Genomic DNA, 22,309 nt, shown 5'->3' on the forward strand with positions numbered 1-22,309 from the left:
GGCCCGGCTGGCCAGATACATTTGGCTCGGGCTGTCCACCTGAATACAGCGGACGGGCACCGACGGAACCAGCCGCACGTCGACGATGTACCGGCGGGACACCGTGGCACGGTTTTCCACCACCTGCCGACTCAGCTTTCGGCTAAGCCGGAACACCTTGTCCAATGGAGTGAAGCGAATCCGATAAGCAGTCGAGGTCGTCGGCTTCCTTCCTCCAACAGCCCTCGTTGTCATCGTCGCCTTGTAGCCAAGGCCATGGATAAGTTCGAGGGTGTCACGGGCAAGCCGCTCGTTGGTGAGCGTCAACTCCACGCCGCCTCGCTTCGAGACGGTGCCGTCAGTGTCCAGCAGACCAGCCAACAGGGCACGGCGTTGAGACTCAGAGGCTCTGAGGTACACCGGCGGGATATGTTTGTCCCCGATCTCCCGAAAGAGCGCTCGCAGCGTTCGGTATGGCTGCCGATAGGGTTCAGGCGATGTCACCGGTACACAGACGCCCGCTGGCTGGCATTGCTTCCGAGCACGATAGATGGCTGCCACCGACACACCAACATGCTTGGCTGCGGCTCGCCCACCCAGTCCCTGCTCAATCAGCAACAGCGCTTCTGCGATACGTCGTTCACGGTCGGGACGGTTCGAGATGGTGTAGTGAAGTTTACTGCTCGGGTGTTTGGTCAACACGTAGCCGTCGATCCGGATCTGATCAAGAATCTCGTCGTCGGCAGTGGTGAGCATGGCAGAACCGGTCGTCCCGTCGCCCAGCCAGCATCCCAAGGTGTACGGAGCGACCGGCAGTTCCTGCTCGGGACAGCTCAGCGGGGCGGCGACATCCACGGCATGGTTGGTCCACTGTCCATTCGGTCCCACCCTAAGAGACGCGGCGATCTCAGCCGTTGTCACGCTGCCCGGGGCACGGTATTTCCGACCGACCGACCGACCGGGAGCGTGTACTCGTTGGGACAACGCCTCGTACACGTAGTGCCGGGAATAAGTGGGGACCCAACGAGTCACCACACGGCCAGCACGCTCGTACGGCACCCTGGCCAGCACCGACTTCCTGGGGGCATTCCGGAGGATCCGGTACAGCACGTTCTGGAACTGTGTGCCCAGTTCCGTCAAGACCTCCCTGCTCGACACAGGGCGGTCCGGTTCCATCAACACCTCGGTCAACCGGCCAGCGAGCAGTTCGCGATCCGCTGGTGACCAGTAGGACCCGTCCTTCCACCTGTGCAAACGTTGCGTGCGCTCGGCCCGGGTCGTCGTACGCCATTCGTGGTTGGCGTCAGCGACGATCACGGTGCCGTCAGAAAACTCCACTTCGTAACAAGGTCGACCGTGCATGACAGGCGTGGTGGCCACGACCGTGCATGGCTGGCCGTGCTCGTCGAACACCTGATCGCCGACACCGAGCTCGCCCATCGTGGACCAGCCATCAGGTGTGGCTATCGGGGTGTCCAGGGCCAGAGCCTTCCCGGCGCCGGTGGCCCCGGCGATCAGGATGTGCGGCATCTTCGCCAGGTTGGCCACCACGTAGCCGCCCTCGATGTCCTTACCCAGGGCGACCACCATCGGGTGGTGGTCGCTGGTGGCGGCGCGGGAGCGCAGCACGTCACCAAGGGCCACGTTCTCCGGGTCGGTGTTCGGGATCTCCACCCCGACCGCGCTCTTGCCGGGGATCGGGCTGAGGATGCGTACGTCCGGGGACTTGACCGCGTAGGCGATGTTGCGGGACAGCTGGGTAATCCGCTCGACCTTGACCCCGTGGCCCAGCTCGACCTCGTAGCGGGTGACCGTCGGCCCCCGGGTGAAGCCGGTGACCGCGGCGTCCACGTCGAACTGTTCGAAGACCCCGGTCAGGGCGGCGATCACCTCGTCGTTGGCCTTACTGCGGGTCTTCGGCGCGGCCCCGCTGCCGAGCATGTTCGCCGGCGGCAGGGTGTAGTCACCGGCCAGCCCGGTCAGCGCCAACTGCTCGGCGCGGGTGGGTGCCGGGGAGTGCTCCGGCGGCTCGGCCGGCTTGCGGCTGGCCGGCACCCGGGAGGGCGCCTTGCGGGGCAGGACGATGGTCTCCTGGAGATCCACATCGTCCAGGTCGTCGAAGTCTTCCGGGTCGACCGGAGGCGGGGTGCGTTTGGCGGGGCGACGCCGGGCCGGCGGGGCCGGGGCCTCCTCGGTCTCCTGCCCGGTCTGGCCGACCATGCTGCCGGCCAGCAGACCGAGCCGTTCGGGAATCTTGTTGATCGGGGTCGCCGTGACCACCAGCAGGCCGAAGACCAGCAGCAGGATCAGCAGGGGCACCGCGACCCAGGCGGTGACCGCCCGTTCCAGCAGGCTGCCCACCCCCGCGCCGATCAGGCCCCCGGCGAAGTCCCGCTCCCCCGGGTCGCCCGGCTGCTGCCCGATGTGCAGCATCGCGGCCGTGGCGATCAGCATGGAACCCCAGCCGACCCAGCCCCGGCCCCGGTGCTCGGGATCGCTGGGCTCGCGCATCAGCCGCCAGGCCCCGATGCCCAGCAGCACCGGCACCACCACGGAGATGGCGCCGAGGAACAGCCGGACGGTGTCGGCCAGGCGGGCGCCGACCGGCCCGGCGGCGGAGAACCAGAGGGCTGCCGCGCTGAGCAGGGCCAGGCCGATCATCAGCAGCCCGGCGCCGTCGCGGCGGTGCTCCGGCTCCAGGTCACGGCCCGAGGCGGCGCGTACCGCCCAGCCGACGCTGTGGGCCAGCCCCATCCACACCGCACGGACCGCCCGACCGATGTAGGCGGCCGGGCCGGGACCTCGCGAGGCGGTACGGCGGCGGGCCGGTGTGGCCTTCTTCGCCGGTTGACGGGCACGACTGTTCGCGCCAGCACGCGGCGACGCGCCGCGTCGCCGGCTCGCCTGAGAGGTACGGCCCGCCATAGCATCACCGTAACGGCGGGTCCCGCGATACGCCGGTCTTCCAGTCGGCTCCGCGTGTCGCAACGCGGTCCCCGCCACCTGTCGTGATATTCGCCTGCGAAGGGATGTCTATGGCGTCGCCGGAGTACGACGACGGTCTGGACGACCCGCTGGCCGGGCATCCGGGCACCCTGCGGCCCCTGACCCACGACCTGATCGCCGCGGTGCTCGCCCACCGGGGCCACCCGGTCACCACCGAGGCCGGGGGTGACCTGGTAGGACGGTGGGCGCAGGCGCACATCTGGTTCCTGCGCGCCGGTGACGCCGGAGAGCTGCTCCAGGTCCGTACGGTCGCCATTCACCCCTTCCCGGTGCAGGTGGTGCCCCGGCTGCACGACTTCTGCAACGGGTGGAACCGGGACCGGTTCTGGCCCAAGGCGTTCGTCCATGTCGACGACGCCGGGCAGGCCCGGGTCTGCGGCGAGGTCATCACCGACCTGGAACGGGGGGTCACCCCCCACCAACTGGACCGGCTGCTGCACCGGGGCATCGGCACCGGTTGCCGGTTGGCCGCCGAGGTGGGCCGGGTGGCCGGGACGGCCCACCGGTGAGCGGGTGGGCCACCGGTCGCCGCCACCGGCCCCGGATGTCGGCACCGGTCGAGCGCCGACCGGCCGAGCTGCTGGCCGAGGCGCGGGACATGCCGGACGGTGAGGCGCGTACGGCCGAACTGGAACGGGTGGCCGCCCTAGCGGAGGCCACCGGCGATCCCGGCACGGCGCTGGCCGCCTGGTCCGAACTGGTCGAGGCCCAGGTGCGCGGCGGCCAACGGTGGCGACTCTTCGAACCCGTCCGGCGCTGTCTGGAGGCGGCCCGCCGCCCGCACCGCCCCGAGGACGGCACACCCCTTGCGCGGCCGGACGCCGAGACCCTGCGCCGCTACCAGCGGTACGCCGTGGAGGCCCTGCTCGGCACCCCCCGGGTCGGCATCGACCAGGCCCGGTCCGTGCTGGACGACCTCGACGACCCGGCCGACACCGGGTCGGCTCTGGTCGCCCAGCTACGCTGCCGCATCGCCGATCATCTCGGCGACGAGCCCACCGCCCGGCACTGGCTGCGGCGTTGGCAGGCCGCCGACCCGGACCCGGCCGCCGGATGTCCCGACTGCCTGCCGGTCCGCCAGGCCGAACTGCTCGCCGGTTGGGGCGACTGGGCTGAGGCGATCGCCCTGGTGGCACCCCTGCTGGACGGTCCGCTGGGGTGCACCGCCCAGCCCGAGGCCGCCCTGACGGGGGCCCTGCTGCCCTGGTTGCGGGCGGGGGCGGCGCAGCAGGCGGCGCAGGCGCACGTACGGGCCTACCGGCGGCACCGGGTGGCGCCGGAGGGGTTCGACCACCTCGCCACCCACCTGCGTTACTGCGCCCTGGGCGGGCACCTGGACCGAGGGCTGGCGATCCTGGTCGAGCAGTTGCCCCGGCTCGACCAGCCGCACGAGGACCTGGCCGTGATGGAGTTCGCCGCAGCGGGGGCGCTGGTCTGCACCCTTGCCGCCGAGGAGGACGGCGATCGGATCGTACCGCGACCGGCCTATCAGGGGCGGCCCGCCGGGACCGTCCCGGTGGCGGCCCTCGGCGCCGATCTGCTCGCGGTCGCCACCGAGCTGGCCGGCAGCTTCGACGCCCGCAACGGCACCGGCCACCAGTCCGGTCGGATGGCCGCCTGGCTGGCCGAACGACCGTTGGCCGCGCCGGTGCCGCTGCCTGCGGAGGAGCCGGACGAGGCCGACGAGGGGTTCTTCTCCGGGGCACCCGACCCGGCGGGCGAGGAGGAGTTGGCCGCCCTCTCCGTGGGGATGATCACGGCCGCGCTGGACCGGCGGGGCGATCGGTACGCCCTGGACAGCGCCGGCACGGTGCGGGGGCGCTGGGGGGAGGCGGTGATCCAGTTCCGGCGGGCCGGGGAACGCGGCGAGGTGCTGCACGCCCGGGTGGTCGCCGACCGCCGGCTGCCGGCGGACCGCCGGGCCGAGGCGTACGCCTTCTGCAACGGGTGGAACCGGGACCGGCTGCTGCCCAAGGCGTACGTGCACGATCCCGGTGACGGTGAGCTGGTGCTGGCCGGTGAGGTGGCCACCGACCTGGCGTACGGGGTGGCCCCGGCCCAGGTCACCGTGCTGGTGGAGGCGGCGGTACGGACCGGGGTCGCGTACGCCGAGGCGGTCGCCGCCCTGCCCTGACCCGGTGCCGACGCACCCGGTGCGGCGGGCCCGACCGGCGCGCGGCCGGCCGGGCCCGGCCGATCAGCGCCGGCCGCCCAGGGTGCGGAAGTTCTGCGTGGTGAGCAGGGTCAGGTTGTTGCGTTGCAGGATCTCGTTGACCGGCTGGTAGAAGGTGGTGCCGCCGCGTACGCAGTCACCCGAACCGCCGGAGGTGACCCCCTGGGCCTGGTTGCCCGAGATCCACGAGCCGCCGGAGTCACCCGGTTCGGCGCAGACACTGGTCCGGACCAGCCCGCTGACCAGCCCCTCCGGGTAGCGGACGGTGGCGTTGCGGGCCTGCACGGTGCCGCAGCGCACCCCGGTGGTGGAGCCGGAACGGCAGATCGACGAGCCGACGGCCACCTCCCGGGAGCCGGCGACCCGGGCGATGCCGCCCCGGAAGTCGGTGACCTCCGGCAACACCCTGGTGTTGCTGTTCACCTGCACGAAGGCCCAGTCGTCGCCGGGGAAGGAGGAGGACCGGAAGACCCCCTGCAACTCCCCGTCCGGCCCGGAGGTGCGGGCACCGACCCGGCCACAGTGTCCGGCGGTGACGTAGCCGCCGACCACCGCGAACCCGACCGAGCAGCGTCCCGCGCCGACGAAGAACGGCTCCCCGCCCCGGACATCGGCGAAGAGGCGCGGCTGCTCCTCGGTGGCCATCCGGACCGCCTGGCGGGCCACCCCGGCGCGGGCGACGAACCGCCAGCCGGCCGCCTCGGCACCCGGCTGGGCCAGCACCACCAGACTGTTCGAGGCCACGTCGACATACCAGCCGGAGACCTGCTGGGCGTGGGCGGCGTTGCGGTCCATCCTGGTCTTGAGCGCGTCGAGCTGCCCGACCCCACGCTCGACCACCTTCGGCACCGCCCCGGTGGCCCGGACCCGTGCCGCTTCGGCCGGGTCGGCCACCGCCACGTTCAACTGGCCGCCGTCGGCGCTGAGCCAACTGCCCCCGTAGTCGGTGCCGAGTTCCGTCCGAAGCTGCTCGACCACCCCGCCGGCCCAGCGTTCCGTCTTGAGTCGGGCCGCCACCTGGGACTGGTTCAGCCCCAGGTCACGACCCATCGCCTCGACCAGTTCCGGGTCGGCACCCGGCACGGTCGGCGCGGTAGAGGCACTGGGTGCCGTGCCACCCTCACCGGCGAAGGACGGCAGCGTCACCGCCGCCGCCGCGCCCACCGCAGCCACCACGACACCGAGGGCTGTCCATTTCCTGCGGTCCATCCGCCACGCTCCTCCCGGCAGGCGCGGGCACGCCTGCCGGGGCGGAGTACGGCTCCGAGCTCCGAACGGTTCAGACCTCGACGACGGTGGGCACGATCATCGGTCGGCGCCGGTAGGCGTCGTTGACCCAGCGGCCCACCGTCCGACGGACGATCTGCTGGAGCTGGTGGGGATCGGTGATCCCGTCCGCCGCGGCCCGGTTCAGGGCCTCGGTCACCAGCGGGATCACCGCGTTGAACGCCGCGGCGTCCTCCGAGAAGCCCTTGGCGGAGACGGTGGGACCGGCGACCACCTTGCCGGTGACCGAGTCGACCACCACGGTGGCCGCGATGAACCCGCCGTCACCGAGGATGCGCCGCTCGGTGAGCAGGGACTCGCTGACGTCGCCGACGGCCAGGCCGTCGACGTAGACGTACCGGCTCTTGACCCGGCCGACCAGGCTGGCCCGGCCCTCCACCAGGTCGACCACGTCGCCGTCCTCGCAGAGCACCACCCGGTCCGGGGCCACCCCGGACTCGATGCCCAGCCGCGCGTGCGCCCGCAGGTGCCGCCACTCGCCGTGCACCGGCATCAGATTGCTCGGGCGTACGACATTGAGCAGGTAGAGCAGTTCACCGGCCGGGGCGTGCCCGGAGACGTGCACCTTGGCCACGTCCTTGTGCACCACGACCGCACCGGCCCGGGCCAGGCGGTTGATCACCCGGTAGACCGAGGTCTCGTTGCCGGGCACCAGCGAGGAGGCCAGCACCACGGTGTCCCCGGGGGCGATGGTGATGTGCCGGTGATCACCGCTGGCCATCCGGCCCAGGGCGCTCATCGGCTCCCCCTGCGAGCCGGTGGACATCAGCACGATCTGCTCCGGCGGCATGGAGGTCGCCTCGTCCAGACCGACGACCAGGCCGGCTGGGATGTTCAGCAGGCCCAGGTCACGGGCGATGCCCATGTTGCGCACCATCGACCGACCGATCAGGGCCACCTTGCGGCCGTGCTCGAGCGCCGAGTCGAAGACCTGCTGCACCCGATGCACATGGGAGGCGAAGGAGGCCACGATGATCCGACCCCGCGCCTTGGCGAAGATCGAGTCCAGGACCGGGCCGATCTCCCGTTCCGGAGTGACGAAGCCGGGGATCTCCGCGTTCGTGGAGTCCGACAGCAGCAGGTCCACACCCTCGGCGCCGAGCCGCGCGAACCCGGCCAGGTCGGTGATCCGGCCGTCCAGCGGAAGCTGGTCCATCTTGAAGTCACCGGTGTGCAGCACCAGCCCGGCCGGGGTACGGATGGCCACCGCCAGGGCGTCCGGGATGGAGTGGTTGACCGCGAAGAACTCACACTCGAACGGGCCGAGCCGTTCCCGACCGCCCTCGCGCACGGTCAGGGTGTACGGCTGGATCCGCCGCTCGGCCAGCTTCGCCTCGACCAGGGCCAGGGTGAACTGCGAGCCGACCAGGGGGATGTCGGGCTTGTGGGCGAGCAGGTACGGCACGGCGCCGATGTGGTCCTCGTGACCGTGGGTCAGCACGATCGCCTGGATGTCGTCGAGCCGGTCGAGGATGGGCCCGAAGTCCGGCAGGATCAGGTCGACCCCGGGCTGCTCCACATCGGGAAAGAGCACCCCACAGTCGACGACAAGCAACTTCCCGTCGTACTCGAAGACGGTCATGTTCCGACCGATGGCGCCGAGCCCACCGAGCGGGATGATCCGCAATCCGCCCTCCGGCAGCGGCGGGGGAAGTTGAGCCTCCTCGTTGTGCGCCTCGGTCACGCGCTCACCTCATTCTGCGGCGCCGTCACCCGGCGTCCGTGCATTCGTTTGATCATTCGGGAAGTGGTAGGCCCGCTGCCGCGCAGTCCGCGCGCAACTGGGCCACCTGGTCCTCGGTCGCCGTCACCAACGGCGACCGGACCGGGCCTGCCGGCAGGCCCTGGACGTTCAGACCGGCCTTGACCAGAATCGTGCCCTGGGTACGGAAGATTCCGGTGAACAGCGGCAGCAACCTGTGGTGCAGGGCCAAGGCGGTGGAGGTGTCGCCCGCGTCGTACGCCTCGATCATCCGCTTGGTCTCCGCGCCGGTGAAGTGCGTGGAGGTGCCGACCACGCCGACCGAGCCGACGGCCAACGCGGGCAGCGTCAGGGAGTCCTCACCACTGTAGTACGCCAGATCCGTCCGGCTGGTCACCCAACTGGTGGCGGTCAGGTCACCCTTGGCGTCCTTCACCGCGACGATCCGGCCGTGCTCGGCGAGCCGGACCAGGGTCTCGGTCTCGATCGGCACCCCGGAGCGGTGCGGGATGTCGTACAACATCACCGGCAGGCCGGTGGCGTCCGCCACCGCGGTGAAGTGTCGCAGCAACCCGGCCTGGGGCGGCTTGTTGTAGTACGGGGTGACCACGAGCAGTCCGTGGGCACCGGCCTTCTCCGCCGAGGCGGCCAGCTCGATGGTGTGCCGGGTGTCGTTGGTGCCCACCCCGGCCAGCACCCGCGCCCGGTCCCCGACGGCTTCCACCACTGTCCGGATCAGCTGTTCCTTCTCGGCGTCCGTCGTGGTCGGCGACTCACCGGTGGTGCCGTTGATCACCAGCGCGTCGTTGCGCTGCTCCACGACGAGATGGTTCGCCAGCCGTGCGGCGCCGTCCAGGTCGAGCACACCCTCGGCGGTGAACGGGGTCACCATGGCTGTGATCAGCCGACCGAAGGGGCGGGACACCGCCCGTGCCGGGGCGTCAACGTGGTCGTGCGTCATGGTGACAACCTATCGGACAGCGGAGGGAGGGCTGCCGGGGAAGGGTGGCATGCTCGCCAGGCGGGGCAGCCCCACCGCTCAGGACTGTTCAGCGAGCGGGCTCGCCGCGACCTCGGTACCGTCGGCCAGGGTCGAGATGACGAAGTCGGCGAAGACGTTCGGGGCGACCCCCTGCAACTGCCGCAGGCACTCCACCGCCAGCTCGCGGATCTCCACATCGGCGTGCTCCGTGGCCCGCATCGCGATGAAGTGCCGCCAGGCGCGGTAGTTGCCGCTGACCACGATGCGGGTCTCGGTGGCGTTCGGCAGCACCGCACGGGCCGCCTGACGGGCCTGCTTGCGCCGCAGCGTCGGGTTGGGCTCGTCGACGAAGTGCCGCTCCAGCCCCTCCAGCAGCTCGTTGTAGGCCCGTACGCTGGCCTCCGCGGCCTCCACGAAGCGCTTGTGCAGCTCGGGGTCCTCGGCGATCACCCGCGGCTCGACCATCGCCGCGTCCCGCTCCGGGACGTACCGCTGGGACAGCTGCGAGTACGAGAAGTGCCGGTGCCGGATCAGCTCATGGGTGAAGGACCGGGACACCCCGGTGAAGTAGAAGCTGACCGAACCGTGCTCCAGCACGGAGAGGTGCCCGACCTCCAGAATGTGTGCCAGGTAACCGGCGTTGGTGGCGGTGGCCGGGTTCGGCTTCTTCCAGCTCTGGTAACAGGCCCGCCCGGCGAACTCCGCGAGCGCCTGCCCCCCGTCGGCGTCCGTCGACCACGGCACATCCTGCGGTGGCTCGAAATGAGTCCACGCGATCAACCTGACCTGGGGCTGCACCATCTCCGGCATGCCGCGACTCTAACCCCAACCCCACCCTCCCCACCCCTGCACCCCCACCGCCCACACCCCACCCTCACCCCGCTGACTCCCCCGCGCCACCCCGCTGACAGCCCCGTCGATCTTGCACTTTTGGTCGCCGAAATACACCCCTTGACCACTTCTGTCCCGACAGAAAGTGCAAGATCGGCGAGCAGAGAGAGGGGCGTGTGGGGGCGTGGGGAGGGGGCGCGCGAGGGTGGGGCTAGACGTAGAGGGCGGTGAAGGGGGGCCAGGGGAGGTTGCGGGCCACCGAGAAGGCCATCCAGGCGGCCAGGAAGCCACCCACCAGTTTCGGGCCCACCCGCAGCTCGGGTAGCCGCCAGCCGAACGCCTGCCGGCCGGCCCAGGCGATGAAGAAGTACGCCAGGAACGGCAACGCGAAGACGAAGAGGAAGTGGTGCCGGGCGGCGGCCGGCAGGTCGGCGTGCAGCACGTACCACAGGGCACGGGTGCCGCCGCAGCCAGGACAGTCCAGCCCGGTGGTCATCTTGAGCAGGCAGCTCGGCAGGGCGTCCGGCGCCGACCGGGTGGGGTCGCTGAGCAGGGTGTAACCGATGCCGGCGCCGACGCAGCCGAGCGCGGCCAAGGGCACCACCCAACGGGGGGTGCGCTCGTACATCCGCGCCACGAACCGGGTCAGTCGATCCGACTCGACCACCGGATAGCCGCCCGGATGACCCGCCGGCCACCCGCCCGGACCCACCTCACCCGCCGGCATCCCGGCAACCGGCCCGGCACCCCCGGGCGCGCCAAGGGTCTGCCCGCCAACAGCCGCCCCGGCCTCGGTCGGCACGGCTTCGGTCGGTGTGCCGGGGAAGGTCGGTTCCCCGCTCGACGGGTGCGGCTGGGCGGGCGATCGGTCAACGCTCGTCACGAGCCTCACCGTACACCGGACAGGCCCACCAGGGCTGCGGCCAGCGGGGCGGCCAGGTCTCCGGCGGCCGGCGGCGCCACCGCGTCCAGTCCCAGCCAGCCGGCCAGGCGGTACAGCTCGGCGGCCAGCGCCACCGCGGTCTCCCCGGGGTCGGCCCCCGGCTCCGCCCAGGCCGCCGGCACCAGCAGCACCCCGGCCTTGCGGTCGGCCTTGAGGTCGACCCGGGCGGTGAAGCGTTCCCCCTGCCGGAAGGGCAGCACGTAGTAGCCGTACAGCCGCTTGGCCGCCGGCACGTAGATCTCGATGCGGTAGCTGAAGTCGAACAGCCGCTCGGTGCGGCCCCGTTCCCAGACCAGCGGGTCGAACGGGCTGACCAGGGTGTTGCCGCGTACCCACCGGGGTAGCCGGGCCTGGTGGTGCAGCCAGGCCGGGTGCCGCCAGCCCTGCACCGTGACCGGTTGCAGCTCCCCCGCCTCGACCAGCTCGGCGATGGCCTGTCGGGCTCCGGCCACCGGCAGCCGGAAGTAGTCGCGCAGCTCCGGCTCCGCCGCCACTCCCAGCGACCGGGCGGCGATGCCGACCAGGGTGCGGTACGCCTCGGCGTCCGTAGGCGTCGGGGCGGCCAGCACCTCGGCCGGCAGCACCCGTTCGGGCAGGTCGTAGCGGCGGGCGAAGGAGGTGGTGCGCTCGGCGGCGCAGACCTCACCGGCCCAGAAGAGGAACTCCAGGGCCTGCTTGACCGCCGACCAGTTCCACCCCCAGTTGCCGGTCGCCCGGGGCGCGTCGTGCTCGATCTCGGCCGCGGTCAGCGGCCCTCGGGCGGTCACCTCGTCGCGGACCCAGGCCACCAGGTCAGGCTGCTCCGCAGCGATGTGGCGCATGCCACCCCATGCCTCGGCCTTGGCCCGGGCCATCCGCCAGCGAAACACGGAATGCAGGCCGACCGGCACCAGCGACGCCTCATGCCCCCAGTACTCGAACAGCTCACGAGGGCTGCGGTAGGCGGCCGATTCGAGCAGCGAGGTCGGGTAGGGCCCGATCCGGCTGTAGAGCGGCAGGTAGTGCGCCCGTTGCAGCACGTTGACCGAATCCATCTGGATCAGGCCGACCCGGTCGAGCACCCGACGCAGGTGACGACGGGTGGGGGCCCCGGTGGGCGCGGGGTCGGCGAACCCCTGGGCGGCCAGCGCGATCCGCCGAGCCTGGGTGAGGGAGAGCGATTCCTTGATGGCCATCGCGGGCAGGCTACGCCAGCGGTACGACACAGGTGTGCCACGCTGGACCTGCCGTCGTCGGCCACGTAGAACGGCAGTCATGCCGACCATCCGTCGTGAACAGGCCGCCGACGCCGAGGCGATCGCCCGGGTGCACATCAGCGGGTGGCGGGCCGGGTACGCCGGGATCATGCCGGACGAGGTGCTGGATCGGCTCAACCCGGTGGCCTGGGCCCAACGGCGCCGGGATCTGGGTACCGCCGATCCGGAGCACCCCTTCACCACCCTGCTGGCCGAGATCGACGGCACGCTGGCCGGATTCACCACCTTCGGCCCGTACCGCAACAACCAGGACCGGGGCGACCTCGACCCGACCTACGGCGAGGTGGTGGCGATGTACGTGGTGCCGGAGCACTGGGGTGACGGCACGGCACCCGCCCTGCTGGCGGCGGCTCAGGCCGGTCTGCGCGAGCGGGGCCTGGCCGAGTACCGGATCTGGGTGTTGGCGGACAACCACCGGGCCCGCCGGTTCTATCAGCGGGCCGGGCTGTCACCGGACGGTGAGCGGTCGACCTACCCGGTGCCACTGTCCGGCGGGCGTGCGCCGCTGCACCTGGTCGAGCTGCGGTACGCCGGACGACTCGACCGCTGAGGCCGGTGGCTCGTCGGTCCAGCCGGGCCGGCGTACCGGCAGGAAGGCCAGCAAGGCCAGGCTGATCCAGACATAGGTGTTGCTGAACACGAACCCGTCCAGCCCGGTGAAGTCCTTCTCCCAGGCCCAGACGATCCGGCTGATCAGGAAGCCGTACCCGACGATCGCGGCGGCCAGCAGGCCACGGCGTCGGCGGCTGCCCGACGGCGCGGCGACGGCCCCCTCGACCAGCAGCAGCAGACCCGGCAGCAGCCAGACCAGGTGGTGCACCCAGGTGACCGGGCTGACCAGGCACATCACCGCGCCGGTCAGGGCCAGCCCGGCGGTCTCGTTCCCGGCGCGTACGGCGGCACGGGACCGCCACACCCACAGCGCCACGGTCACGGCCACCAGGCCCAGCCAGGCCAGGGTGCTGGGGTTGGTCGGGTCCAGTCGGGCCACCACACCGCGGAGCGACTGGTTGGAGACGAACGCCAGCTCACCGACCCGACCGGTGTTCCACAGCGCGGTGGTCCAGAACTCCCGGGAGGCGTCCGGGAACAGTGCCGCGGCCAGCACGGTGGCCCCGGTAGCGGCGGCCACGGCGGTTACCGCGGCCCGGATGCGACCGGTCACCAGCAGGTACACGATGAAGATGCCCGGGGTTAGCTTGATCGCGGTGGCCAGGCCGATGCCGATGCCGGCCCACCGGCTGCCGCCCGGCAGCAGTCGCATCAGGTCCACCGCCACCAGGAACAGCAGCAGGGTGTTGACCTGGCCGAAGTTGATGGTCTCGCGCATCGGTTCGAAGGCGGCGGCCAGGCAGAACGCCACCGCGAAGGCGAACCAGCGGGTCCACCCGGCCCGCCGGGACACCGGGTCCAGCAGCCACCAGATCAACACCGCGCTGGTAGCCACCCCGGCGGCCACGCTCACCACGATCGCCGCGTGCCAGGGCAGGTACGCCATCGGCAGCATCAGCAGCGCCGCGAAGGGCGGATAGGTGAAGCCGTACTGGGTGCCGGGGCGCAGGTGGTCGTAGAGTTCCCCGCCCTCACGGGCCCACCAGATGAGTGCCCCCCGGTAGACCTGAAGGTCGAAGAAGCCGTGCCGGGCCGCCGCCACGGACAGGAAGGCGGCCACCGCGACGGCGAGTACGACCACGAAGACGATCTGTCCGACCGTCCGCCTGGCACCCTGCGCCACCGTCGCCTCCCTCACCCTGCGTAGGCTGTCGTCCCATGGCTCTCGGGTTTGTCCGCCCGGCGCGTCCCGAGGACGCCGGCGAGATCGCACGCATCCAGCTCGCCACCTGGCGGGTCGCTTATCGGCGACTGCTGCCCCGGCATGTGCTGGCCGAGCTCGACGAGGGGTTGCTCGCTCAGCGCTGGGAGGCTGCGGTACGCCGCCCGCCCAGCGAACACCACCGGGTCCTGGTCGCGGTCGAACAGGCCGAGCAATCGTATCTGGTGGGCTTCGCCGCCTCCGGTCCGGTGGACGCCGAGGCGTTGGCCCCGAACGAGCCCGCCGAGGCCCTCGGCCCGGAGGTGGTCGCGGTGACCGACCTGCTGGTGGAGCCCCGGTGGGGCCGCCGGGGGCACGGCAGCCGCCTGCTGGCCGCCAGTGTCGACCTGTGGCGGGAGTCCGGCTTCACCACGGCGCTGGCCTGGGTCTTCGAGGGCGATCAGGCCTCCCGCAAGTTCCTTACCGCCGCCGGCTGGGAACCGGACGGTGCGGGCCGGGCGCTGGACGTGGACGACATGCTGGTCCCCCAGCTCCGCCTGCACGTGGCCCTCCCCACCGAACCGACCGACGCGGGCTGACCCGCACCTAGGCCCCCCCGGGGGCGGTCAGTCGAGCAGGGGGTCCAGGCCGAGGGTCAGGCCGGGGCGGTCGCCGACCGCGCGGACCGCGACCAGCACCCCGGGCATGAAGGACACCCGGTCGTACGAGTCGTGCCGGATGGTCAGCGTCTCACCGGCGGTGCCGAACAGCACCTCCTGGTGGGCCAGCAGCCCGGTGGCGCGGACGGCGTGCACCCGTACCCCGTCGATGTCGGCGCCCCGGGCACCGGCCACCTCGTCGGCGGTGGCGTCCGGCACCGGGCCCAGCCCGGCCTCGGCGCGGGCTGCGGCGATCAGGCGGGCGGTGTGGGTGGCCGTGCCGCTGGGGGCGTCGAGCTTGCGCGGATGATGCTGCTCGATGATCTCCACGGACTCGAAGTGCCGGGCGGCGCGGGCCGCGAACTGCATCATCAGTACGGCGCCGATGCCGAAGTTCGGGGCGATCACCACACCCACCCCGGGCTTGCCGGCCAACCAGTCGCGCACCTGGTCGAGGCGCTGCTCGGTGAAGCCGGTGGTGCCGACCACCGCGTGGATGCCCTGCTCGATGCACCAGCGCAGGTTGTCCATGACCGCGCCGGGGGTGGTGAAGTCGACGACCACCTGCGCCCCGGCCTGGGCCACCGTGGACAGTTCGTCGCCCTGGTCGACCGCCGCCACCAGCGTCGTGTCGGTAGCGGCCTCGACGGCCTTGCACACTTCGGCGCCCATCCGACCCCGCGCACCCAGTACGCCGACCCGGATCAGCCCGCCCTTTTCCCGCTCGTCAGTCACGCGGCACAACCTATCCCAACAGGTCCGCCGCCAGCCGCAGAGGCGGGAGATCCGGCGAGATGCGGCGATCACCCCGCCGGACAGCCGGACAGCCGAGGGGTCAGGCGGGGAAGTCGCGGTCGGCGAAGGGGCCGACGACTGCCAGGGACATCGGTCGGGCCAGCAGGTCGGCGGCGAGGGTGTTGACGTCCTCCAGGGTGACCGCGTCCACCCGGGCGAGCAGTTCGTTCACCGGCATCAGGTTGCCGTAGAGCAGTTCGCCCTTGGCCAGCCGGCTCATCCGCGAGCCGGTGTCCTCCAGGCCGAGCACGAAGGCCCCCTTGCTCATCCCCTTGCCCCGGGCCAGTTCGGCCTCGGTGATGCCGTGGGCGGCGGTACGCGCCAACTCGGCCCGGGTCAGCGCCAGCACCTCGTCCACCCGGCCGGGGGCACACCCGGCGTAGACGCCGAACACCCCACTGTCGGCGTACTGGCTGGCGTAGGAGTAGACCGAGTAGGCCAGCCCCCGCTGCTCCCGGATCTCCTGGAACAGCCGGCTGGACATGCCACCGCCGAGCACGTTGTTCAGCACATTCAGCGCGAAACGGCGGTCGTCCAGCCGGTCGATGGCCGGACAGCCGAGCACGATGTGCGCCTGCTCGGTCTCCTTGACCTCCACCACCGTACGGGCGGACCGGGTGCGTACCGCCGGGCTGGCCGGGCGGTGCGGCGCGGGCGGGGCCGGGTCGGTGTCCAGGGGGGTGCCGCGCAGCGCCTGCCGGACCAGCCGGACCACGGCGGCGTGGTCGAGGTTGCCGGCGGCGGCGATGACGATCTGCGGGGCGACGTACCGGCGCCGGTAGAAGGTCTGGATCTGGCGGCGGGTCATCGGGGTGACCGTGTCCGAGGTACCGGAGATCAGCCGGCCCAGGGGATGGTCGCCGTAGACGGCCCGGGCGAACAGGTCGTGCACCTCGTCGCCGGGCTCGTCGTCGTGCATGGCGATCTCCTCGAGGATCACGCCCCGCTCGGTCTCCACGTCGGCCGGTTCCAGCACCGAGTCGGCTACCAGGTCACACATCACGTCGATGGCCAGCGGCAGATCCTCGTCGAGCACCCGGGCGTAGTAGCAGGTGTACTCCTTCGTGGTGAAGGCGTTGGTCTCGCCGCCCACCGCCTCGATCGACGAGGAGATCTCCATCGCACCCCGCTTGTGGGTGCCCTTGAACAGCAGGTGCTCCAGGAAGTGCGCGGCACCGGCCGTGGACCCGGTCTCGTCCCGGGAACCGACCGCGACCCAGATGCCGAAGGAGACGCTGCGCATCGCCGGGATGGCCTCGGTCAGTACCCGCAGCCCGCTGGGCAGCACGGTGCGGCGCACCGTACCCCCCAAGGGGTCCTCACTGAGGGTGCGGGTGACGGCCCGGGTGGCGCCGCCGGCGGACCGCACGGTACCGACTGCCTGCCGGCCGGGGCCGGGTGGCGTCGCTGGCGGGCGAGTCACGGACAGAGACGTTCGCCGGGTACGACTCACGGCAACCTGCTTCCGGTACGACGAGGGGGTTGACGGTGACGAACCGGCCGGGCGACATGGTCGCCCGGCCGGTTCACTACGGTTGTCGAAGATCAGCTGTGCCGGGTACGCCGACGCGGCCGGGAGTCGCCGCCTTCGCTGCCCTCTCCGCCCTCGCCCCGCTCCGGGCCACGGCCGCCCCGGTCACCGCCACGCTCGCGGTCACCCCGGTCGCGCGGGGCACGGTCACCCCGGTCACCACGGCCTGCCGGCCGCTCGCCGCCCGCCTCGGCGGGAGCCGGTGCCTCGGCGCCCTCGGGACGGACCTTGTCCAGGTAGATCTTGCCCCGCTGGTCGATGTCGGCGATCTCGACCTCGACCTTGTCGCCGACGTTGAGGAAGTCCTCGACCTTCTCGACCCGCTTGCCGTCGCCCACCTTGGAGATGTGCAGCAGGCCGTCACGACCCGGCAGCAGCGAGATGAACGCGCCGAAGGGGGCCGTCTTGACCACGGTGCCGAGGAACCGGTCCCCGGCCTTCGGCATGGTCGGGTTGGCGATGGCGTTGATCCGGTCGACCGCCGCCTGGGCCGAAGGGCCGTTGGTGGCGCCGACGTAGATCGTGCCGTCGTCCTCGATGGAGATCTCGGCGCCGGTCTCGTCCTGGATGGCGTTGATGGTCTGACCCTTCGGGCCGATCACCATGCCGATCTTGTCGACCGGGATCTTCACCGTGGTGACCCGCGGCGCGTAGTCGGACATCTCGGCCGGGGACTCGATGGCCCGCTGCATCACGTCGAGGATGGTCTGCCGGGCCTCGTGGGCCTGCTGGAGCGCGGCGGCCAGCACGTCGGACGGGATGCCGTCGAGCTTGGTGTCGAGCTGCAGGGCGGTCACGAAGTCCCGGGTGCCGGCGACCTTGAAGTCCATGTCGCCGAAGGCGTCCTCGGCACCGAGGATGTCGGTCAGCGTCACGTACTGGGTCTTGCCGTCGACCTCGTCGGAGATGAGGCCCATGGCGATGCCGGCCACCGGGGCCTTCAGCGGCACACCGGCGCTGAGCAGGCCCAGGGTGGAGGCGCAGACCGAGCCCATCGAGGTGGAGCCGTTGGAGCCCAGGGCCTCGGAGACCTGCCGGATGGCGTACGGGAACTCCTCCCGCGAGGGCAGCACCGGGATCAGGGCCCGCTCCGCGAGGGCGCCGTGGCCGATCTCGCGGCGCTTCGGCGAACCGACCCGGCCGGTCTCACCGGTGGAGTACGGCGGGAAGTTGTAGTTGTGCATGTAGCGCTTGGACTTCTCCGGGGAGAGGGTGTCCAGGGCCTGCTCCATGCGCAGCATGTTGAGGGTGGTGACGCCCAGGATCTGGGTCTCGCCGCGCTCGAACAGCGCCGAGCCGTGCACCCGGGGCAGCACCCCGACCTCGGCGTTCAGCGGCCGGATGTCGCGCGGGCCACGCCCGTCGATGCGGACCTGCTCCCGCAGCACCCGGTTGCGCACCTCGGACTTGGTCAGCGAGCGGAAGGCAGCCGACAGCTCCTTCTCCCGGCCCTCGAAGCGCGGGCCGAGCTCCTCCACCAGGCGGGACTTGACCGCGTCCAGGGCCTCCTCGCGATCCGCCTTGCCGGCGATCTGGAGAGCCTCGGCGACATCGCCGCGAGCGAACTCGGCGACCGCGTCGTACGCGTCATCGGAGTAGTCCAGGAAGACCGGGAACTCGGCGACCGGCTTGGCGGCGACCTCGGCCAGCTCGCTCTGCGCCCGGCACAGCTCACGGATGGCCGGCTTGGCGGCCTCCAGGCCGCTGGCCACGACCTCCTCGGTCGGGGCCGGGGCGCCGTCGGCGACCAGCTTGACGGTGTGCTCGGTGGCCTCGGCCTCGACCATCATGATCGCGACGTCGCCGTCGGCCAGGGCCCGACCGGCAACCACCATGTCGAAGGTGGCCCGGCTGAGCTCGTCGTGGGTCGGGAAGGCGACCCACTGGCCGTCGACGTGCGCCATCCGGGTGGCCCCGATCGGGCCGGAGAACGGCAGGCCGGACAGCTTGGTCGACATCGAGGCGGCGTTGATCGCCACCACGTCGTACGGGTGCTGCGGGTCGAGCGCGAGGATGGTCTCGACGACCTGGACCTCGTTACGCAGGCCCTTGACGAACGACGGGCGCAGGGGCCGGTCGATCAGGCGGCAGGTGAGGATGGCGTCCTCGCTGGGACGGCCCTCCCGGCGGAAGAACGAGCCGGGGATCCGGCCCGCGGCGTACATCCGCTCCTCGACGTCGACCGTCAGCGGGAAGAAGTCGAACTGCTCCTTCGGCTGCTTGCCGGCGGTGGTGGCGGAGAGGACGACCGTCTCGCCGAGCTGAGCGACGACGGAGCCGGCGGCCTGACGGGCCAGCCGGCCGGTGGAGAAGGTGATCTCACGGGTGCCGAAGGACCCGTTGTCGATCACGGCGGTGCGGGATTCGGTGCCGAGTTTGGTCTCGGTCATGGTGCGGCAATGCTCCTTCGCATCGGGGGGCCACGAGCGGGAGCTGTACCGACGGCCGGTCTTCGATCGAAGCGCCCGGGACCACCGGCGAAAGCCGGAGACACCCGGAGGCCACTACCGGAGACCGGTACGCCGACGGCTCCCCTGTCTGGGTGCTCGCGGCCCGTGTCTCGAGGTGGTTACGCCGACGGGGGAGCGGCCCGGTGGCCACTCCCCCGTCTCACGTCACCGGCGCAGGCCGAGCCGCTCGATGAGCGACCGGTAGCGGTTGATGTCCTTCTTCTGCACGTAGTTGAGCAGCCGACGGCGGCGGCCGACCAGCAGCAGCAGCCCACGGCGGCTGTGGTGGTCGTGCTTGTGCACCTTCAGGTGCTCGGTGAGGTCAGCGATCCGCTTGGTGAGGACCGCGACCTGCACCTCCGGCGAACCGGTGTCGCCCTCGACGGTCGCGTACTCCTCGCGGATCTTGGCCTTTGCCTGCTGGTCGAGCGCCATGTTCTCCCTGTTTCAGTGGGTTGTCGATGGTGTCCGTGCGAGCCAGGCTGAATCTCTGCAGGCTGGGCATCGCTACCGGACGTCCTCGCATCCGCGGCGTCGAGCAGACATGCGAGGACCCACGTCGGTCAGCCGACGTCTTCGTCAGCCTACCAGCACCTCGTGACCATCGCCCGAATGAGGCCGTCAGGCCAGCGCCCGGCGGGTCCGTTCGACGTCCTGGGCGATCTGGGCCACCAGTGGCTCGACGCCGTCGAAGCGGACCTGTCCCCGCAGGTGGGCCACGAAATCCAGGGCCAGTCGCTCGCCGTACAGGTCGCCGTCGAAATCCAGCGCGTACGCCTCGACCCGGCGTTCCCGGCCGGCGAAGGTCGGGTTGGTGCCGATCGAGACGGCCGCGCCCAGCGGCTCACGCTGACCCCGACGGATCAGCCGGGCGGCGTAGATGCCGTCGGCCGGGATCGCGGCGTAGCGGTGGCAGAGCAGGTTGGCGGTCGGGAAGCCCAACTCCCGGCCGCGCTGGTCACCCCGGACCACGACCCCCTCCAGCCGGTGCGGACGCCCCAGGGCGCTGGCCGCCGCGGTCACGTCACCGGCATCCACGCAGGAGCGGATGTACGTCGAGGAGAAGACCGTGCCGGCCTCGGCCACCAGGGGTGCCCCCTCGACGGCGAAGCCGAAGGTACGCCCCAACTGCTCCAACAGCGCCACGTCCCCGGCGGCCCGGTGCCCGAACCGGAAGTTGTCCCCCACCACCACCAGGGCGGCGTGCAGGTGCTCGACCAGCACGTCGTGGACGAAGGCCTCCGCCGGCAGCCGGGAGAACTCGGAGGTGAACGGCACCACACAGAGCACATCGACACCGAGGGCCTCGATCAGCTCCGCCTTGCGGGCCGGCTCGGTGAGCACCGCCGGATGGGAACCCGGCCGCACCACCTCGGCCGGATGCGGGTCGAAGGTGACCACGACGGACTGCACTCCCCACTCCCGGGCGCGCGCCACCGCGTGCCCGATGGTGGCCTGGTGGCCCTTGTGCACGCCGTCGAAGACCCCGATGGTGACCACCGAACGTCCCCAACCCCCCGGCGCCGCGTCGTACCCCCGCCACCGCTGCATGCTCGTCCTTCCTGTAGCCGGTACTGCCAGGTCTTCCACTCGGGTGTCGGCCGCCGTCACGCCGGGGCGAGCACGATCTCCGCGCGGGCCCGGCCGGCCCGCTCGCTGACGATAGCGATCAACTGGCCGGCCGGATCGAAGACCGCGTACGGCCCGAGGTGGCCGATCGGGTCGAGCGGGCCGCCGTGGGAGAGCACCTTCGCCTCCTCCGGGCTGGCCACCCGGGTGGTGAAGAACCGGGCGGCGGCGGCCGCCAGCGGAAGGTCGACCACCTCGGGGGCGCGTTGTTCCAGCTCATCCAGGGTGGCGGCCTCGGCCAGGGTGAAACCCCCCACGGCGGTACGCCGCAGGGCGGTGAGGTGTCCGCCGACCCCCAGCGCCAGGCCGGCGTCCCGGGCGATCGCCCGGATGTAGGTGCCGGTCGAGCAGGCCACCTCCACGTCTACGTCCACCACCTCGGGCTGGTCCCGGCGGATGGCCAGCACCTCCAGCCGGGACACGGTGACCCGCCGGGCCGGCAGGTCGACGGTCTCGCCGTCCCGGACCCGCTTGTACGCCCGCTGCCCGTTGATCTTGACGGCGCTGACCGCGCTCGGCACCTGGTCGATCTCGCCGGTCAAGGCGGCCAGGGCGGCATGGATCGCCTCGTCGGTCAGCGCACCGGCGGATGCGGTGGCGATCACCTCGCCCTCCGCGTCGTCCGTGACGGTGGACTGGCCCAACCGGATGGTGGCGGCGTAGGTCTTGTCGGCGCCGATCACGTAGGTCAGCAGGCGGGTGGCCCGACCCACCCCGATCACCAGCACCCCGGTGGCCATCGGATCCAGGGTGCCGCCGTGGCCCACCCGGCGGGTACGCGCGAATCGGCGGATGCGCGCCACCACATCATGCGACGTCATGCCGCCCGGCTTGTCCACCACGATCAGACCGTCTGTGCTCACGACGTGCAAGCCTGCCAGATCGACCCGGCGGGCCCGGCAGCGGACGACCGGCCGCCGAAACCGGATTTACGGCGTGGAACACGACTGTGACGATGAACTCACAGCGGCGTCGGCCGATCCGGTGCCGCCGACCACGGGGAGACCGAAATGACCACCGGCGGCACATCCACCGAGCGGCCCGATGAGACTATCCGCCTGCGTACGCCCCGACCGGCGAGCACCCTGCCCGCCTGGATGCTCGATCCGCCACCTCCCAGGCGCACCCTGGGGGTGCGGGTCGCCCAGGCGTTCGCCGCCCTGCCCGGCGTGGGCCGGCTGCGCCGCCGCTGGTGGGCCTGGCAGGACCGGGACCGCCTCTACCAGCGCTACCCGACCACCTTCAAGATGGTCGCCATGGTCGTCTCCTGGATCGTGGTGATGGCCCTGGTGTCGCTGCTCTACGCCCTCTACGCCCAGATCTGACCCTGTTC

Annotated in this window: 18 protein-coding genes and 1 pseudogene; 5 read left to right on the plus strand and 14 right to left on the minus strand. The window is 71.5% G+C overall.

What is annotated here, in order from left to right:
* Window positions 1-180 precede the first annotated feature (180 nt).
* Window positions 181-2,904: pseudogene (locus ABZ795_RS11555) on the minus strand (DNA translocase FtsK 4TM domain-containing protein); the annotation flags it as partial.
* Window positions 2,905-3,014: 110 nt separating this feature from the next.
* Between ABZ795_RS11555 and ABZ795_RS11560 the strand changes: the two are divergent.
* Together ABZ795_RS11560 and ABZ795_RS11565 are read left to right on the plus strand one after the other, a co-directional pair.
* Entirely contained in the window at window positions 3,015-3,494 is a 480-nt protein-coding gene (locus tag ABZ795_RS11560) for a YbjN domain-containing protein (protein WP_357530255.1), read from the plus strand.
* Between the two features lie 35 nt (window positions 3,495-3,529).
* Window positions 3,530-5,119, plus strand: coding sequence for a YbjN domain-containing protein (locus ABZ795_RS11565; RefSeq protein WP_357530256.1), 1,590 nt, complete (start codon window positions 3,530-3,532; stop codon window positions 5,117-5,119).
* Window positions 5,120-5,182: 63 nt separating this feature from the next.
* On the opposite strand, the gene ABZ795_RS11570 is transcribed toward ABZ795_RS11565, so the two are convergent.
* The 6 genes from ABZ795_RS11570 to ABZ795_RS11595 form a co-directional block, all read right to left on the minus strand.
* Window positions 5,183-6,367 carry a S1 family peptidase gene (locus ABZ795_RS11570; RefSeq protein ID WP_357530257.1) on the minus strand — a complete coding sequence of 395 codons (1,185 nt, stop codon included), beginning with the start codon at window positions 6,365-6,367 and terminating at the stop codon, window positions 5,183-5,185.
* A 70-nt stretch (window positions 6,368-6,437) separates the two neighbouring features.
* Window positions 6,438-8,129, minus strand: coding sequence for a ribonuclease J (locus ABZ795_RS11575; protein ID WP_357530258.1), 1,692 nt, complete (start codon window positions 8,127-8,129; stop codon window positions 6,438-6,440).
* A 52-nt stretch (window positions 8,130-8,181) separates the two neighbouring features.
* Entirely contained in the window at window positions 8,182-9,108 is a 927-nt protein-coding gene (gene dapA / locus ABZ795_RS11580; RefSeq protein WP_327022176.1) for a 4-hydroxy-tetrahydrodipicolinate synthase, read from the minus strand.
* A 78-nt stretch (window positions 9,109-9,186) separates the two neighbouring features.
* Window positions 9,187-9,930 carry an FAD-dependent thymidylate synthase gene (gene thyX / locus ABZ795_RS11585; RefSeq protein ID WP_357530353.1) on the minus strand — a complete coding sequence of 248 codons (744 nt, stop codon included), beginning with the start codon at window positions 9,928-9,930 and terminating at the stop codon, window positions 9,187-9,189.
* 241 nt (window positions 9,931-10,171) lie between these two features.
* Entirely contained in the window at window positions 10,172-10,687 is a 516-nt protein-coding gene (locus ABZ795_RS11590) for a DUF2752 domain-containing protein (RefSeq protein WP_327027219.1), read from the minus strand.
* A gap of 161 nt (window positions 10,688-10,848) precedes the next feature.
* Window positions 10,849-12,078 carry a crosslink repair DNA glycosylase YcaQ family protein gene (locus ABZ795_RS11595; protein ID WP_357530259.1) on the minus strand — a complete coding sequence of 410 codons (1,230 nt, stop codon included), beginning with the start codon at window positions 12,076-12,078 and terminating at the stop codon, window positions 10,849-10,851.
* A gap of 79 nt (window positions 12,079-12,157) precedes the next feature.
* Between ABZ795_RS11595 and ABZ795_RS11600 the strand changes: the two genes are divergently transcribed.
* A complete protein-coding gene (locus ABZ795_RS11600; protein ID WP_357530260.1) occupies window positions 12,158-12,709 on the plus strand; it encodes a GNAT family N-acetyltransferase in 552 nt (183 codons plus the stop codon).
* On the opposite strand, the gene ABZ795_RS11605 is transcribed toward ABZ795_RS11600, so the two are convergent.
* Entirely contained in the window at window positions 12,608-13,894 is a 1,287-nt protein-coding gene (locus ABZ795_RS11605; RefSeq protein WP_357530354.1) for a glycosyltransferase family 87 protein, read from the minus strand. The two genes, ABZ795_RS11600 and ABZ795_RS11605, sit on opposite strands and share 102 nt — an antisense overlap.
* Window positions 13,895-13,929: 35 nt before the next feature.
* Between ABZ795_RS11605 and ABZ795_RS11610 the strand changes: the two genes are divergently transcribed.
* On the plus strand, window positions 13,930-14,511 hold the full coding sequence (locus ABZ795_RS11610; RefSeq protein WP_357530261.1) for a GNAT family N-acetyltransferase: 582 nt from the start codon (window positions 13,930-13,932) through the stop codon (window positions 14,509-14,511).
* A gap of 27 nt (window positions 14,512-14,538) precedes the next feature.
* Here the strand turns inward: ABZ795_RS11610 and dapB are convergent, their stop codons facing one another.
* The 6 genes from dapB to truB form a co-directional block, all read right to left on the minus strand.
* Window positions 14,539-15,306, minus strand: a complete 768-nt coding sequence (dapB, locus tag ABZ795_RS11615) for a 4-hydroxy-tetrahydrodipicolinate reductase (protein WP_357530262.1) — start codon at window positions 15,304-15,306, stop codon at window positions 14,539-14,541.
* 100 nt (window positions 15,307-15,406) lie between these two features.
* Window positions 15,407-16,735 (minus strand): pitrilysin family protein, encoded by a 1,329-nt coding sequence (locus ABZ795_RS11620; RefSeq protein WP_357530263.1) that lies wholly within the window; start codon window positions 16,733-16,735, stop codon window positions 15,407-15,409.
* 176 nt (window positions 16,736-16,911) lie between these two features.
* Window positions 16,912-19,287 (minus strand): polyribonucleotide nucleotidyltransferase, encoded by a 2,376-nt coding sequence (locus ABZ795_RS11625; protein ID WP_357530264.1) that lies wholly within the window; start codon window positions 19,285-19,287, stop codon window positions 16,912-16,914.
* A gap of 225 nt (window positions 19,288-19,512) precedes the next feature.
* Complete coding sequence (gene rpsO / locus ABZ795_RS11630) at window positions 19,513-19,782, minus strand: 30S ribosomal protein S15 (RefSeq protein WP_137782330.1); 270 nt, start codon at window positions 19,780-19,782, stop codon at window positions 19,513-19,515.
* Between the two features lie 186 nt (window positions 19,783-19,968).
* The gene (locus tag ABZ795_RS11635) at window positions 19,969-20,898 is read right to left on the minus strand and encodes a bifunctional riboflavin kinase/FAD synthetase (RefSeq protein WP_327022183.1); all 930 of its coding nucleotides are present in this window, start codon (window positions 20,896-20,898) and stop codon (window positions 19,969-19,971) included.
* 56 nt (window positions 20,899-20,954) lie between these two features.
* Window positions 20,955-21,797, minus strand: coding sequence for a tRNA pseudouridine(55) synthase TruB (gene truB / locus ABZ795_RS11640; protein WP_327027222.1), 843 nt, complete (start codon window positions 21,795-21,797; stop codon window positions 20,955-20,957).
* Between the two features lie 189 nt (window positions 21,798-21,986).
* On the opposite strand from truB, the gene ABZ795_RS11645 reads away from it, so the two are divergent.
* Window positions 21,987-22,301 (plus strand): hypothetical protein, encoded by a 315-nt coding sequence (locus ABZ795_RS11645; protein WP_327022184.1) that lies wholly within the window; start codon window positions 21,987-21,989, stop codon window positions 22,299-22,301.
* Window positions 22,302-22,309 lie beyond the last annotated feature (8 nt).

The sequence above is a fragment of the Micromonospora sp. NPDC047134 genome (assembly GCF_040643455.1).
GTDB lineage: Bacteria > Actinomycetota > Actinomycetes > Mycobacteriales > Micromonosporaceae > Micromonospora.

What these genes read in the sequence shown, in the direction of transcription:
- ABZ795_RS11560 (WP_357530255.1), top strand. Translation starts at nt 3,015, where the DNA reads ATGGCGTCGCCGGAGTACGACGACGGTCTGGACGACCCGCTGGCCGGG.
- ABZ795_RS11565 (WP_357530256.1), top strand. Translation starts at nt 3,530, where the DNA reads ATGTCGGCACCGGTCGAGCGCCGACCGGCCGAGCTGCTGGCCGAGGCG.
- ABZ795_RS11570 (WP_357530257.1), bottom strand. Translation starts at nt 6,367, where the DNA reads ATGGACCGCAGGAAATGGACAGCCCTCGGTGTCGTGGTGGCTGCGGTG.
- dapA (WP_327022176.1), bottom strand. Translation starts at nt 9,108, where the DNA reads ATGACGCACGACCACGTTGACGCCCCGGCACGGGCGGTGTCCCGCCCC.
- thyX (WP_357530353.1), bottom strand. Translation starts at nt 9,930, where the DNA reads ATGGTGCAGCCCCAGGTCAGGTTGATCGCGTGGACTCATTTCGAGCCA.
- ABZ795_RS11590 (WP_327027219.1), bottom strand. Translation starts at nt 10,687, where the DNA reads ATGCCGGCGGGTGAGGTGGGTCCGGGCGGGTGGCCGGCGGGTCATCCG.
- ABZ795_RS11595 (WP_357530259.1), bottom strand. Translation starts at nt 12,078, where the DNA reads ATGGCCATCAAGGAATCGCTCTCCCTCACCCAGGCTCGGCGGATCGCG.
- ABZ795_RS11600 (WP_357530260.1), top strand. Translation starts at nt 12,158, where the DNA reads ATGCCGACCATCCGTCGTGAACAGGCCGCCGACGCCGAGGCGATCGCC.
- ABZ795_RS11610 (WP_357530261.1), top strand. Translation starts at nt 13,930, where the DNA reads ATGGCTCTCGGGTTTGTCCGCCCGGCGCGTCCCGAGGACGCCGGCGAG.
- ABZ795_RS11625 (WP_357530264.1), bottom strand. Translation starts at nt 19,287, where the DNA reads ATGACCGAGACCAAACTCGGCACCGAATCCCGCACCGCCGTGATCGAC.
- rpsO (WP_137782330.1), bottom strand. Translation starts at nt 19,782, where the DNA reads ATGGCGCTCGACCAGCAGGCAAAGGCCAAGATCCGCGAGGAGTACGCG.
- ABZ795_RS11635 (WP_327022183.1), bottom strand. Translation starts at nt 20,898, where the DNA reads ATGCAGCGGTGGCGGGGGTACGACGCGGCGCCGGGGGGTTGGGGACGT.
- truB (WP_327027222.1), bottom strand. Translation starts at nt 21,797, where the DNA reads ATGACGTCGCATGATGTGGTGGCGCGCATCCGCCGATTCGCGCGTACC.
- ABZ795_RS11645 (WP_327022184.1), top strand. Translation starts at nt 21,987, where the DNA reads ATGACCACCGGCGGCACATCCACCGAGCGGCCCGATGAGACTATCCGC.